This is a genomic window from Amycolatopsis pittospori, from assembly GCF_013870525.1.
GTDB lineage: Bacteria > Actinomycetota > Actinomycetes > Mycobacteriales > Pseudonocardiaceae > Amycolatopsis > Amycolatopsis pittospori.
Genome location: NZ_JACBXD010000002.1, coordinates 44,610 through 57,656, shown reverse-complemented (window position 1 = coordinate 57,656; position 13,047 = coordinate 44,610). Strand labels below are relative to the sequence as shown.

The following is a 13,047-nucleotide window of genomic DNA, read 5'->3' as shown; positions in this document are numbered from 1 at the left end:
CCCCTTCGACCACCAGAATGTGATCATGCACGCGAAGACGATCATCCAGAAGACGCTGCGGGTCCCGCGCCGCAGCGCGCCCGCCGGTGACGGTGCGGCCGTCGCCCGGCAGATGGACGCCGTCCTCGCCACCGCCGGATTCAAGGCGGAGAGCCGGCTCCTGGAGCATGTGTCCGGACTGGAACCGGGCACCGCGATGGACCTGGCCACCGACGTCATCGAGGCCGTCCGCGCGCTGGTCGGCGACCACGTCGAGCACAACGCGTACTTCCTGCGTTTCCCGCAGGGGGTGCCGGACACCGTCGAGTTCTGGGTGCGCTGCCTACGCGAAGCCGTTGTCGTCCACTACGGCGGCGGCCACAAGCCGTCCAAGGCCGAACTGCGTGCGATGCTCGGCACCGGGCTGGTCGACCTGCTCACGCTGCCGTGGTACGGCCGCTACCAGCACACCTACGCCGAACTGCTCGCCGCGCACGACGAGCTGATCGCCTCGGTCAAGGACCGGCTCACCATCGTGCGGCTGGGCGGCTCGCTGCAGGAGGAGACCCACGACCTGTACCGCGCGCTGGCCGGATCGACCACGCCTTCGGGCGAGGCCGACCTCCAGCTGCTCGCCGAACTCGCAGCCGAATGCCTCGACGTCGATCTCGACGAGGTGCCGGTGCGAGAGAACCGCGCCGTGCTCAACGCCGCGCGACTCGCGGCCGGGCGGCCGTTGCTCGCCGTCGACACGGTTCTCGACGTGCTGCGGACCGCGTGCCAGGCCAGTGGCGGCGACGTGACACTGGCCGAGCCGACCCGGTTCCGGAACTTCACGCGACGCGAGCGGCGTGCCCTGATCACCGCGCTGGACGCGGTCGTGGCGGGCAACGCCGGCAAGCTCGGTGACGTCAACCGGTTCGCCCGGCGGTTCAAGCGCCTCGGCGAAGGTCTGCATCCGCACGAATACCCGGGATTCCCGAACGCGGGCGAGGTTTTCGCGGTCGCGCGCGGCGAACGGAAGGTGCGAACGTTGGCGGCGCGGGCGGAATCGGCCTTCGCCGAGAACGACGTCGTCGGCGCGGCGCGCGTCCTCACGGCCGCGCCCGGAATGCTGATGCGGTCGCTGGACCGCCTGCTGCGTGAAACCGGAACCGCCGACGACGCCCGTGAGGTCATCGAGGCGATGGGGGAGATCCTGGGTTCGGTGTCCGGCCGCGTGCTGTGCTCGGTGCGCGAGCACCTGGCGAACCGCGTCGATCCCGACAGCGCGCGCGTGTTCACCACCCGCTCCCGTCGTGCCTGGGTCACGCCGGACACACGACCGCCCTTGCCGGACGACGTCGTCGCGCGAGCGAACGCGTTGATCGACGCCGAACTGGCTTCCCGGTTGCCCGCCTACGAACACCTGGTGGTCGACCCGGCCGTGCTGGCCATGGCTTTGCCGCTGTCAGGCAAGGCGGGGGAGGCGGGGTTCGCCGTGCTCCCGCGCGGGTCGCGAAGCCGGGTGGACGGCGAACTGCTGAGGTTCTTCACCTACTGGCGGCAGACGCGCGAGAGCACCGACTTCGACCTGTCCGCACTACTGCTGGACGACGAGTTCCGCTACGTCGGGCAGGTGTCGTGGACGAACTACCGAGGTGGAGGCGCGGTGTACTCCGGCGACATCACCGACGCGGCGGACGGCGCGACCGAGTTCGTCGACCTCCGGCTGGACCAGGTCGAGGCCACGTATGTGGTGCCGCAGGTCAACGTCTACTCCGGGGAGGGTTTCGACGACGTCGCCGAGTCGATGTTCGGCTGGATGACCCGTGACGGCCTCCAGGCCGGTGCGCCTTTCGAGGCCCGCACCGTCCGGAGCCGTTCGGACATGCGCGGAAAGGGCCGTGTCGCCCTGCCGGTCATGTTCGGCCGGGGCGAGGACGGCACGTGGACGGCGACCTGGACGCATCTGTACCTGTCCGGGAGGCCGGCTTTCAACCAGGTCGAGGGCAACCGCGTGTCGACCGGGCTGCTGGCCCGCGGCGTGCTGGAGCGCGAGTATCTCACCCTCGGATATCTGGTGGACCTCTTGCGCGGCAACGGAACCACGATCACCCTGTGGGAGCCGGGCCTGCGGGTGGACGGGCCGGTGACGTTCCTCGGCCCGGAGCTGCCGTCGAACCTGCCGGAAGAGTCCACAGTGGTCGGTCCGGGGCGGTTAAATCAGTTGATCCCCCGGTGACCGCGCCCGTAGGCTGTACCTGCGAGGCAATGAGAGAGCTTCCTTCTACCACTGTCACTGGAATCTAGTTCTCTCCCTCTCCTCGCGCCGACCACACGCCGCCCACCGCGTTCAGTCCTCTAAACGCGGTGGGCGGCGCGGTAGGTCCGCATCGCGGCGCGGACGTGTTCCTCCGCGGCCGTGCGGGCGGCGTCTTCGTCGCCCGCGACGATGGCCTTGCAGATGTCCTGGTGTTGGCTGAGCACGGTTTTCGCCCAGTGGCCGTCGGACAGGTTGGACACGGTCGAGACCGCGATCCGGTCCCAGACCCGATGCAGCGCGTCTCCGAGGAACGGGTTCCGCGATATGTCGCCGAAAGCCCGGTGGAAGCCCATGTTCGCTCGCGCGCATCGTTTCGCGTCACCGTCGTCGACGGCTCGCTCGACCTCGTCGGCGGCTTCTTGGAGAGCGCGGAGCACAGCGGGCGCGACGAGCCCGGCTGCCTGCGTGCGCGCCGCGTGCGCCGCCGCTAGTCCCTCCAGTGTCGCGCGCAGTTCGTAGATCTGTTCGATTTCCTCGCTGCTCAGCGCGGCCACAGCGACGCCGCGCGCAGCGGGGACGACCAGGCCATCGGTTTGAAGCCGCCCGAGTGCCTCCCGCACGGGGGTCCGGCTCACTCCCAGTTCCTGCGCGAGAGCGGCCTCGGTAAGGCGCTCGCCGGGAGCCAGGTCTCCGTTGGCGAAGCGACCGCGCAGGGCGGTGTACACCTCGTCAGCGCTGCTCGACGCTCCGTCACGTGTTCTCACGATGCCAGCATACAGTGCATGCAAAACCTTCGAGAGCACTGTTGACATGCATTGCATGCAATGCATACTGATGCGGTCGCGAAGGAGGTGAGGACGGGTGCACACGTCTTGGGAATGGGTCGTGCTGGCCGTGGTCGGACTGCTCGCCGGTGCGGTGAACGCGGTGGCCGGCGGCGGTTCGATGATCTCGTTTCCCGCGCTGCTGGCGATGGGGATCCCGCCCGTCACCGCGAACGTCACCAACTCGGTCGCCGCCGTCCCCGGCTACCTCGGTGGTTCGATCGGGTACCGGCGTGAGCTCGCCGGTCAAGGGCCGAGGATCGGCCGGCTCACCCTCGTGAGCGTCGCCGGCGCGGCCGGGGGAGCGGTGACCCTGCTGGCGGTGAGTACGGCGGTTTTCCAAGCCGCGGCACCGTTGTTGCTGCTGACAGCTGCTGTACTGCTCGCGGCTCAACCGTGGATCGCCGCCTGGACGGCTCGACGCCGCACCGGAGCGCCCGGCCGGGCCGGGATGCTTTCGGCGCAGTTCGTGGTGGCGTTCTACGGAGGGTTCTTCGTCGCGGGGCTGGGCATCGTCATGCTCGCCGTGCTCGGGCTCGTCCTCGACGACTCCACGCAGCGGCTCAACGCCCTCAAAGGCGTGCTGTCCCTGATCGTCGGCGCGGTCTCGGCCGTCGCCTTCGCGGTGTTCACCTCTGTGTCGTGGGGTCCGGTCGCGGTACTGGCCGCGACCGGACTGGCCGGCGGCCGGCTCGGTGTCCTGGCGGCTCGGCGGGTTTCGCCGGTCGCGCTTCGCTGGACGGTCGCCGCCTGGGGCGCGGCCGTCGCCATCGCCTTGGAGGTGAGCAGGCATGTCGCCTGAATCCGATCTGCCCGCACGGACGGACCTGACGATCACCGGGCTGACCGTGGTGACGATGGATCCGCATCTGGGAGACCTCGCGGAGGCCACGGTGACCGTGCGCTCCGGCGAGATCGCCGCCGTCACTCCCGGCAGCTCGGACGACCCGGACGCCGTCGACGGCCGCGGGCTCGTCGCACTGCCCGGCTTCGTGGACACGCACTGGCATCTGTGGAACAGCCTCCTGCGCGGGACGGTCGGCGACGCGCCCGGCCGTGACTACTTCTCGGTGAAACGGGGACTCGGCCCCCATCACGAGGTCGAGGACTTCTACTGGGCGGCACGGTTCGCGCTCGCCGAAGCGGTGACGGCGGGTATCACGACCGTGCACAACTGGGACCACAACGTCCGCACCGGCGAGGACGCCGACGTGAACGTCCGCGCGCAGCTCGACGCCGGTGTTCGCGGCCGGTTCTCCTATGGCCCACGCGATTCCACGCCGTCGGACGAGCCGATGGACCTCGGCGAACTCCGCCGGTTCGTCGACCGCTGGCCTCCCGGACGTCTCGACGGGCTCCTCGATTTCGGCGTGGCGCTGCGGGGGCCACATCGGACACCGGCGGCGGTCTACCGTCCGGAGTGGACGACCGCGCGGGAGCTGGGCCTGCCGATCACCATGCACTGCGATCGGTGTCTTCGCGAGGAAGGGTGCCGTTCCTGCGGCCTCACCCGGCTCGCCGACGAAGGCCTGCTGGGCCCGGACATGCAGGTCGTGCACGCCGTGCACGCGTCGTCCGAGGACATCGCCGCCCTGGCCGCCACCGGGACGAGCGTGTCGCTCAGTCCCATCACCGAACTGCGCACGATGGGGTTCCCACTGGTCAGCGAACTGATGGAGGCGGGCGTGCCGGTCTCGCTGTCGACGGACACGCTCGCGATGCCGACGGCTCCCGACGTCCTCACCACGCTGCGGGCCGTCGAAGCGGTCGAGCTGGCCCGGCGGGGGTCCACAGTGGCCACTCCGCGCCGGCTGCTCGAGATGGCGACGCTCGACGGCGCGCGCGATCTCGGTCTGGCGGACGTGACCGGTTCGATCACGCCAGGGAAGCGAGCCGACCTGTTGTTCCTCGACGCGTCCGCCGCGAACCTACGGCCCGTGGGCGACCTGGCCGAGGCGCTGGTCAGGCAGGGTCGCGCCACGGACATCGTCACGGTCATGGTCGACGGCCGTGTCCTGCTCGAACGCGGCCGGCTCGTCCAGCCGTCCGCGCGGGCCGCTGTCGACGAAGCCGACGCACGACGAGACGCCCTCGTCGCCCGGGCCCGTGCCGCGGGCGCCTGGGAGTGATCCCGACCCCCGATTCAACGACGAAGAGGCGGTGCACAGATGACCACCAACACTGCACGAACAGGACCCACCAGAGGCACTGTCGCGTCCGGACCCGCGATCGCCATGTTCGGTCTGCTCCTGCTCGCCTACTCGGTGAACGCGATGGACCGCATGGTCTTTCCGGTGCTGTTACCCGAGATCAGGGCGGAGTACGGCTTCGGCCTCGGAGAATCCGGGCTGCAGGCCACGATGTTCGCGCTGGGCATGGGCCTCACCGGTATTCCCGCCGGGATCGCGCTCGCCCGCTTCGGCCGCAAGGTCCTGATCGTGGTGGGCACGATCGTCTTCTCCGTGGCGACGATCATGACCGTCGCCAGCGCCGGATTCGCCGACATGCTCGTCTGGCGGGTGTTGTCCGGTGTCGGTGAGGCCTTGCAGCTGGCCGCGATCATCACCGTGGCGGCGGGGGCGTTCCCCCGGCACCGCGGCCTGGCGATCGGGGCGGTGAACATGGCCTTCGCGACGGGATCGGTGGTGGGTCCACTGGTCGCGGCCGCGCTCCTGACCGAGCCGGGCGCTTGGCGGGTGCCGATGATCGCCTTCGGCGTACTCGGCCTGGTCGTCGCCGTGGCGGTCGTCCTGCTCATCCCGCGCCGGTTCAGCGAGGCCACGAGTGAACGGGCGCAGACACATCACGTCGGCGGCGCACCGTCCATCCTGGCCCGGAACCCGATGCTGCTGGCGGTCATCACCGTCCTTTTCGGACTCGCGGACTTCGCCTACATCGGCCTGTACGCGACCTATGTCCGGGAAGAACTCGGTTTCACCGCGGGGCAGGCGGGTCTCGCCGTCGGTCTGTCCGGGCTCGCCGCGTTCGCCTCCCCGCTCGGCGGTTACCTCACCGACCGGCTCGATCCCCGCGTCTGCCTGGGCCTGGTCAACGTCTTGACGGCGCTCGCCGCCGTCGCGCTGTTCACCGGCCCGCCCAGTCCGGCCTGGCACGCGACCTTCTCGTTCCTGTTCGGACTGTTCGCCAGCAGTGGCGGGTATGTCGTCCTCGCCGGCCTGCTCGTCAAATCGGTCCGCCCGCAGATCGCCGGGCACGCGTCCGGACTCTTCATCACCTGTGTCTACGTCGCCGCCGGGGTCGCCGGATACGTGTTCAGCCGGTTCGTCGACGCGCTGGGCTGGACCGGCGGCGGCCTGGTCCAGATCGCCGGTCTTTCGCTGATCGGCGCCCTGCTGGCGGTCTTCCTGCGCCCGATCCTGTTCAGCACGCCCGAAAGAGGGACCCGATGACGTTCCTGTTCACTCCGTCCACAGTGTCCATTCCCGTCGTCGGCACGGACGAGCGATTCCCCGTTCGCCGGGTCTACTGCGTGGGACGCAACTACGTCGACCACGTCCGCGAGATGAAGGAAGGCGACGAACGCGACGACCCGTTCTTCTTCCAGAAACCGGCGGACGCGGTCGTCGGCGACGGCGCCCGGATCCCTTATCCGCCCCGTACCGGGGATTTCCAGTTCGAAGGCGAGCTCGTCGTCGCCATCGCGGCCGAAGGTACCGACGTCCCCGTCGCCCGCGCGCAGGAGCTGATCCTCGGCTACGCGGCGGGGATCGACCTGACCCGCCGCGATCGCCAACGCGACTGCCGGGAACGGCAGATCTCCTGGGAGGCGGGGAAATCCTTCGACGCGTCCGCGCCGTGCGGCCCGATCACGAAGGGAGCGGACCTCGGCGCGGCCGAGCTGCGGCTCTCGGTCAACGGCCAAGTCCGCCAACGCACCCGGATCGACCTGATGATCTGGAACGTCGCCGAGATCATCTCCCAGCTGTCCGCCGACTACCGGCTCATGCCCGGCGATCTCGTCTACACCGGGACCCCGGCCGGTGTCGGCGCGATCGGCCCCGGCGACGTCGTCCGCGTCGACATCGACGGCCTGAAGCCCTTGTCCGTCACCATCACCGAAAGCGGGAGCCATGAAACCGACTGAACGCATCGACTACGACCCCATCCACGGTCGTCCGGCGCTGAGCCTGCCCGGCGGGGCCCGGGTCGCCGTATGGCTGATCGTCAACGTGGAGGAGTGGTCCGAAACCGAGCCGATGCCCCGGACCGTACTCACCCCGCCGGCGGGCGGGGTCCCGACACCCGACATCCCGAACTGGGCCTGGCACGAGTACGGCAACCGCGTCGGGTTCTGGCGGATGCTCCGCGTCATCGACCGGCACGAAATTCCCGCGGTGCTGGCCATCAACGGTTCGGCGATCACCGCGTACCCGCGGATCACGGAGGCCGCGATCGACCGCGACTGGGAGTTCGTCGGGCACGGCTTCACCCAGAAGAACATGCAGAAGGTCGCGGACGAACGCCTCGACATCCAGCGCACCCGCGACGCGATCACGAAGGCCACCGGCGGCAGGCCGCGCGGCTGGCTCGGCCCAGGGCTGACCGAAACCTGGGAAACGCCCGACCTGCTCGTCGAAGAGGGTTATGAGTACGTCTGCGACTGGGTGCTCGACGACCAGCCGACCCGGCTGCGCACCCGCACGAGTCCGATCGTGAACGTGCCCTACACGCAGGAATGCAACGACGTCGCGATGATGCTGATCCAGCACCACAGCGCGGACGAATACCGGCGGCGGGCCGTCGACCAGTTCGACCAGATCCTTTCCGACGCGCGCGCGGACGACTCGGCGCGGGTGATGGCGCTGGTCGTACATCCCTACATCATGGGCGCGCCGCATCGGCTGAAGTACCTCGACGAGGCGCTGGAGCACATTCGCGGACACGACGAGGCGATGTTCTGCACGGGCTCACAGATCCTGGACTGGTACGAGTCCACCCAGGAGGCGGGCTGAGGCCGGAAATCCAGCGGCGTCGAGGTCGATCGGTGTGTTAGACAGCGCGCGTGGATCGACACGAACTCAGTGCGTTGGCGCACGCGGACCATCCCATCGCCTCTCCGGTCAGCGAAGGGACGGTGGGAAGACTTCTCGAGCGTGCCGTCCGGCGGCCGGACGCTCACCTGCTCGACCTCGGGTGTGGTTCGGGTACCTGGTTGTTGCGGGCGTTGGAAGCCCATCCCGGCGCCACGGCCGAAGGTGTCGACATCTCGGACGCGGGCTTCGGCCGTACCCGTGCGGCGGCCGCGGATCTCGGTATCGCGGATCGGCTGGAACTGAGCCGCCAGGACGTCACCGAGTTCCGATCGGGCCGGAAGGCGGACGTGGTGCTCAGCGTCGGTTCCGCCTACGCCTTCGGCGAAGTGCTGCCGGCACTGGACGCCGCCCGGCGGCATCTCGCCGACGACGGCGTGGTCCTCTTCGGCGACTGCTTCTGGGAGGCCGAGCCTTCCGCGGCCCTCCGCGCGGAACTGGAAGACGGACCGCAGAAGTACGCGGATCTCGCCACCACGATCGCCGCGATCACCGACCACGGGTGGACGCCGGTGTACGGGCACGTCAGCACGCTGGAGGAATGGGACGAGTACGAGTGGTGCTGGACCGGATCGCTGGCCCGATGGGCACTCGACAACCCTGACCACCCGGACCACGAACAAGCGCTGAGGGCCTCGAACGCCCACCGCGAGGGCTGGCTCAACGGCTATCGCGGTGTTCTCGGTTTCGTCGTGCTGCTCTTGCGGCGTACGGACTAGGACTCGCCGCTGATCCGCGCCGAGCCGACCGAGGCCGCGGTGATCGCCCTCGCCGCGGTCTGGGTCGACGAGCTGGAATTCAGGCCGGTCAACGAAGTCCGGTTCAGCGCGTGGACGACGAACTCGTAGGTGTTCACCGTGGAGGGCGAGCAGGGGCCTTGGTAGCCATAGAGGCTCGCGCTTCCCCGGTAGTAGATCTGCCTGGCGCCGGCGGGGACCGAGGGCCGGTAGACGTGGTCGACGTTCTGGGGGAGCGACGCCGTGGCCACCGGGATGTCGTAGATGACCCAGTGGATGAGGTTGGCGTTGTCGAGATCGCGCATGACGATCGCGTAGCTCTTGGCGGCGGCGGGAGCGCCGGACCAGGCCAGGGGAGGGGACTCGTTCTTCTTGGCCGGGTCCTGACCGCCGCCGCTGGTGCACTCGTGGACCTTGGGGATGACGCCGCCGTCGACGAAGGCGTTGCTGGACAAGGCGAACGCGTTCCGGTCCGGGGACGCCGCGGCGGGTGCGGCACCGGCGGCCGACGTGATGAGCAGGGCGCAGAACACGATGCTGGTGCTTCTCACTGGAGGCTCCCGAGGCTCTTTGTGCGCTGACCCCAGCGTAGGCAGCACGGATTGCCTTGACAGCGCACTTTCCCGGCCGAACGTGGTGTATTTCAGTGGCGCACGAGCACGGAGAAGTAGATCGGCTGGCGCGAAGGCAGCAGTTCCCGGTCCTGTGCGTCGACCATCTTCCAGAAGACCTTGCAATCGGCCGGGGCGGTCGGCGCGTTCACGGTCACCGTCACCTGCACATGCTGCTGCGGGGCGGTGTCGTTGACCGGGATCCGTTCCGGGGTGCGGCAGGCGCCGGGTGCGACGGGGACATCGGTGCGGCGGAGATACCGGCCCCGCCACTCGACCGTGCCGGTGTTCTTGATCTCCCATACCTTGACGAACTGCGAACCCGGTTTGACCAGGGTTTCGTCGGGGATGGTCACGTCGGCGACGAACTTGCTCGAGTCGCCCGGATGCGGGCCGGCGCTCTGCGCTTCCTGTTCACCCGGCACCAGGATGACGACGACGGCCGCGATCGCGGCGACGAGGACGAGGACCGACGGTACGAGCACCCGCTTGGACCGCCACCACGGCACGGACGGCGCGGTCTCCGGTTCGCGGTCGGCGGAGAGCACGAGCTGCAAGCCCTGCCATCGGGCGTGCCACTCCTCTTCGTCGCCGTCGCAGGCGCGGACGAACTCGCGGACCGTCTCCCACGGCTGCAGTCGTCGGCCGGTGACGGTGAGGTGCAGGGTCGCGTGGGACACCGCGCCGGACTTCGCGGCCATCTTCCGGAAAGACGGTTCCCCGGCACGCGTCCGTAGCTTCCGCAGCTCGGACATGAACGCGTCCAGCTCCGGTGCCCGTTCTCCCGCTTGCAGTTTCGGCACGCTCCCCCTCGCGGTCGTGTCAGATCGGACACGATTTTCGTCACTCTGCGCGGCTGGGTAAGTATATCGCCAACCACGCCGAGATCGCCGCGCTGACCAGCGGATCAGTGGCGTCCGCCTGGCTGTCAAACGCTGTCAACCTGGGCTTTTTGACGTCACACGATCAGTTCAAGGGGTTCCGGACGGACCCTCGCCGGGGCCACTGTCGGAAGCAAGCCGCTCACAGGGAGCAGCATCGAGAGAAGGAGCAGTCATGCGCAAGGTGGCAACCGCCGCGATGTTCACCGCTCTGACCGGAGCCGCGCTCATGGGAACGACGGCCGGACAGACCGCGGTGGCCGCACCCACGGTGAACATGGAAGCCGTCGTCAAGGCGGCGATGTGGGATCCGTACAAGGCCGACCAGTCGATCACGCCGGGCTCCGGCCCGAGCGTCAAGGTGGTCGAAGAAGCGCTGGCGGCGAAGAACATGCTCGACAAGAAGCAGGTCGACGGCCACTTCGGTACCTCGACGGTGGCCGCGTACCAGAAGTTCCAGAAGTCGCTGGGGCACAGCGGCCTGGCCGCCAGCGGTCTGCCCGGCAAGGGTTCGCTGACCGAACTGGGCAAGGGCCGCTACACGGTGACCGCGCCGATCAGCGTCGGCTCGAAGACCACGGTGGACGGGAAGACGCTGAACAAGCGCACCGCCGAGATGATCACCGCCGCGGAGAAGAAGGCCGGGGTCAAGTTCACCGTCACCCAGGGTTCGTACAACGCCGGCGGTGTCGGCGCCTCGGGTGGCACGCACGACGGCGGTGGCGCCGTCGACATCTCGGTGAACAACATCAAGAACAAGGACGCGGCGGTGAAGGCCCTGCGTGAGGTCGGGTTCGCCGCGTGGCACCGTACGCCGAGCCAGGGCGACTGGGTGGAGCACATCCACGGGATCGCGATCAGCGACACCGACATGTCGCCGCAGGCCCAGGCGCAGGCCGGTGACTACTTCAAGGGTCTCAACGGCCTGGCGAGCCACGCCAAGGACGACGGCCCGAAGGTCAAGAAGGTGACCTTCGAGGAGTTCAAGCGCGGATGACCGTGCGACGTCACGGGGGCGGGCGGCTACGGCCGTCCGCCCCCGTTCGTCCTGCCCGCGCCTGGTTCCGCTCAGTGGCCGAGCAGGCGCACGCTCTCCTCGGCGCGCCGCAACGCGCTCAGCAACGCCGCCCGTCCCGCCTGGTCGATGTCCTCCGCGAGCGCTTCGATCGCGACTTCGCCGCCCTCCTGGAGCTTCCCGACCAGTTCGCGATGAACCGCCGCCAGGCGCGCGGCGTCGAAATCCGGCCGGACGAACGTGAGCAGCAGCCGGACCTCGTCCTCGCAGCATCGGTAGCTGTCGAGCAGGTGTTCGTTGCCCGCCGCCGCGACGATCGCCCGGTGGATCGCGCTGTGCGCCGCCGTCAGCTCGCGCCAGGGCGGTGTCGGCGATCGCTCGGCCAGCGCTTCGAGCCGTTCCACCTCGGCCAAGACGGGGCTGAGATCGGTGCCCGCGGCCAAGGCCATCCGCAGCGCACCGAGTTCGAGCACCTTGCGGTAGTCGAAGACCTCGTCGATGCGCTGCTTGCTCAAAGGGGCGACGATGGCGCCCCGGTTTCGTTCGTGGACGACCAAACCGCGTTCGACGAGCAGCCGCAGCCCCGACCGGATCGTGTGCCTGCCGACGTCGAAGCGTTCGGCCAGGTCGTCCTCGCGGAAACGGGTGCCGACCGGATGCGCCCCGTCCAGCAATTCGGCGCGCAGAGCCTCGGCGACCCGCTCGGGCGCGGTCCGAGCGCCGACCGGGTCGGCGGATGTCGTGCTCATGGGCCGATACGATACACCGGCAAAGTGTGACACGATATGTCGAGGATTGTTGTACAATCTGCGGCGAAGTCGGGTTGTCGAAGTCGGAGGAGTGTCATGCGGATCGACGGAGTCCAGGTATACGGCGACTCCGGACAGCCTGTGCTGCTGCTGCCCGGCGGCGCCGAGGCCTGTGACGGCTTCTTCCCCGGATTGCCCGAGGGGCTCGTCGCCGATCCCGGCTGCCGCGTCATCGTGCACGACCGCCCCGGAACCGGGGCTTCCACCGCGAACGGGTCCCTCGCCGAGGCCGCGTCCCGACTGAACTCGCTGATCGACGACCTGGGCTGCGGCCCGGTGGTCGTCGTCGGGCAGAGTCTCGGGGGAGCGGTGGCCCTGCTGCTGGCCCGCGATCACCCGGAGAACGTCGCTGGCGTCGTACTGCTCGACCCGACCCCGATCAACGATCCCCGCGTCTGCGCCCGGCTCGAAGGGATCATGCGCAAGCTCACTCCCTTGGTGTCGATCCCGTTGGTGCACAAGGCGTTGTCCACCGTCATGCAGGTCTCCGTCAAGCGGACCATGCGGGGGCTGCGACCGGACTGCGCGGCCGCGCTGGCCCGGACAGCCGAGGCCGACTTCCCGCAACTCGCCCGGGCGGTCCGCGGGATCACGGAACTTTCCGCCGGCTTCCGCGAAGCCGATCTGCCGCGGATCCCGTCCGTGCTGGTCACGGCCGACCGTAAACCCGGCGCCACGATCAGGCAGGCGCACACACGCCTCGCCGACGCGCTCGGCGCGTCCCTCGTGCGCTGGCCGGGAGCGACCCACACCGTGCACCTCGACCACCCCGACGAAACCCTTGCCGTGGTACGGGAACTCGTGCGCGCGATGTAACGGGATGCGCGATTCGGCCGCTGGGCAGCGGTACCCGGCCTGGTTACGATCGAGGCACTTGTCTGGTCATCGGAGGTCC

At 69.1% G+C, this 13,047-nt stretch carries 13 protein-coding genes; 9 read left to right on the top strand and 4 right to left on the bottom strand.

Annotated elements, in window-relative coordinates; all coding sequences use genetic code 11:
* The first annotated feature begins 25 nt into the window (after positions 1-25).
* On the top strand, positions 26-2,203 hold the full coding sequence (locus H5J31_RS01445; protein WP_181770571.1) for a TerD family protein: 2,178 nt from the start codon (positions 26-28) through the stop codon (positions 2,201-2,203).
* A gap of 119 nt (positions 2,204-2,322) precedes the next feature.
* Here the strand turns inward: H5J31_RS01445 and H5J31_RS01440 are convergent, their stop codons facing one another.
* The gene (locus H5J31_RS01440; RefSeq protein ID WP_181770570.1) at positions 2,323-2,988 is read right to left on the bottom strand and encodes a GntR family transcriptional regulator; all 666 of its coding nucleotides are present in this window, start codon (positions 2,986-2,988) and stop codon (positions 2,323-2,325) included.
* A gap of 97 nt (positions 2,989-3,085) precedes the next feature.
* Here H5J31_RS01440 and H5J31_RS01435 point away from each other — a divergent pair, with 97 nt between their 5' ends.
* The 6 genes from H5J31_RS01435 to H5J31_RS01410 all read left to right on the top strand — a co-directional run bounded on the left by H5J31_RS01435 (position 3,086) and on the right by H5J31_RS01410 (position 8,818).
* The gene (locus H5J31_RS01435) at positions 3,086-3,850 is read left to right on the top strand and encodes a sulfite exporter TauE/SafE family protein (RefSeq protein WP_181770569.1); all 765 of its coding nucleotides are present in this window, start codon (positions 3,086-3,088) and stop codon (positions 3,848-3,850) included.
* Entirely contained in the window at positions 3,840-5,177 is a 1,338-nt protein-coding gene (locus H5J31_RS01430; RefSeq protein WP_181770568.1) for an amidohydrolase family protein, read from the top strand. Before H5J31_RS01435 ends, H5J31_RS01430 begins: the two co-directional genes overlap by 11 nt.
* A gap of 39 nt (positions 5,178-5,216) precedes the next feature.
* Positions 5,217-6,458 carry an MFS transporter gene (locus tag H5J31_RS01425; protein ID WP_181770567.1) on the top strand — a complete coding sequence of 414 codons (1,242 nt, stop codon included), beginning with the start codon at positions 5,217-5,219 and terminating at the stop codon, positions 6,456-6,458.
* Positions 6,455-7,153, top strand: coding sequence for a fumarylacetoacetate hydrolase family protein (locus H5J31_RS01420; protein ID WP_181770566.1), 699 nt, complete (start codon positions 6,455-6,457; stop codon positions 7,151-7,153). The genes H5J31_RS01425 and H5J31_RS01420 overlap by 4 nt, the downstream gene beginning before the upstream one ends.
* A complete protein-coding gene (locus H5J31_RS01415; RefSeq protein ID WP_181770565.1) occupies positions 7,140-8,021 on the top strand; it encodes a polysaccharide deacetylase family protein in 882 nt (293 codons plus the stop codon). The genes H5J31_RS01420 and H5J31_RS01415 overlap by 14 nt, the downstream gene beginning before the upstream one ends.
* A 122-nt stretch (positions 8,022-8,143) precedes the next feature.
* Positions 8,144-8,818, top strand: coding sequence for an SAM-dependent methyltransferase (locus H5J31_RS01410; protein ID WP_328701338.1), 675 nt, complete (start codon positions 8,144-8,146; stop codon positions 8,816-8,818).
* On the opposite strand, the gene H5J31_RS01405 is transcribed toward H5J31_RS01410, so the two are convergent.
* On the bottom strand, positions 8,815-9,369 hold the full coding sequence (locus H5J31_RS01405; RefSeq protein ID WP_181770703.1) for a YbhB/YbcL family Raf kinase inhibitor-like protein: 555 nt from the start codon (positions 9,367-9,369) through the stop codon (positions 8,815-8,817). The genes H5J31_RS01410 and H5J31_RS01405 overlap by 4 nt on opposite strands.
* A gap of 110 nt (positions 9,370-9,479) precedes the next feature.
* Complete coding sequence (locus H5J31_RS01400) at positions 9,480-10,250, bottom strand: NBR1-Ig-like domain-containing protein (RefSeq protein WP_181770563.1); 771 nt, start codon at positions 10,248-10,250, stop codon at positions 9,480-9,482.
* Between the two features lie 253 nt (positions 10,251-10,503).
* On the opposite strand from H5J31_RS01400, the gene H5J31_RS01395 reads away from it, so the two are divergent.
* On the top strand, positions 10,504-11,325 hold the full coding sequence (locus H5J31_RS01395) for a peptidoglycan-binding domain-containing protein (protein ID WP_181770562.1): 822 nt from the start codon (positions 10,504-10,506) through the stop codon (positions 11,323-11,325).
* 71 nt (positions 11,326-11,396) lie between these two features.
* On the opposite strand, the gene H5J31_RS01390 is transcribed toward H5J31_RS01395, so the two are convergent.
* Positions 11,397-12,092 carry a GntR family transcriptional regulator gene (locus H5J31_RS01390; RefSeq protein WP_181770561.1) on the bottom strand — a complete coding sequence of 232 codons (696 nt, stop codon included), beginning with the start codon at positions 12,090-12,092 and terminating at the stop codon, positions 11,397-11,399.
* A 96-nt stretch (positions 12,093-12,188) separates the two neighbouring features.
* On the opposite strand from H5J31_RS01390, the gene H5J31_RS01385 reads away from it, so the two are divergent.
* Positions 12,189-12,968, top strand: a complete 780-nt coding sequence (locus H5J31_RS01385; RefSeq protein WP_181770560.1) for an alpha/beta fold hydrolase — start codon at positions 12,189-12,191, stop codon at positions 12,966-12,968.
* The last annotated feature ends 79 nt before the right edge of the window (positions 12,969-13,047 follow it).

Excerpts from the sequence above, each read along its gene's own strand:
- H5J31_RS01445 (WP_181770571.1), top strand. The coding sequence starts at position 26 with ATGCACGCGAAGACGATCATCCAGAAGACGCTGCGGGTCCCGCGCCGC.
- H5J31_RS01430 (WP_181770568.1), top strand. The coding sequence starts at position 3,840 with ATGTCGCCTGAATCCGATCTGCCCGCACGGACGGACCTGACGATCACC.
- H5J31_RS01425 (WP_181770567.1), top strand. The coding sequence starts at position 5,217 with ATGACCACCAACACTGCACGAACAGGACCCACCAGAGGCACTGTCGCG.
- H5J31_RS01420 (WP_181770566.1), top strand. The coding sequence starts at position 6,455 with ATGACGTTCCTGTTCACTCCGTCCACAGTGTCCATTCCCGTCGTCGGC.
- H5J31_RS01415 (WP_181770565.1), top strand. The coding sequence starts at position 7,140 with ATGAAACCGACTGAACGCATCGACTACGACCCCATCCACGGTCGTCCG.
- H5J31_RS01395 (WP_181770562.1), top strand. The coding sequence starts at position 10,504 with ATGCGCAAGGTGGCAACCGCCGCGATGTTCACCGCTCTGACCGGAGCC.
- H5J31_RS01390 (WP_181770561.1), bottom strand. The coding sequence starts at position 12,092 with ATGAGCACGACATCCGCCGACCCGGTCGGCGCTCGGACCGCGCCCGAG.
- H5J31_RS01385 (WP_181770560.1), top strand. The coding sequence starts at position 12,189 with ATGCGGATCGACGGAGTCCAGGTATACGGCGACTCCGGACAGCCTGTG.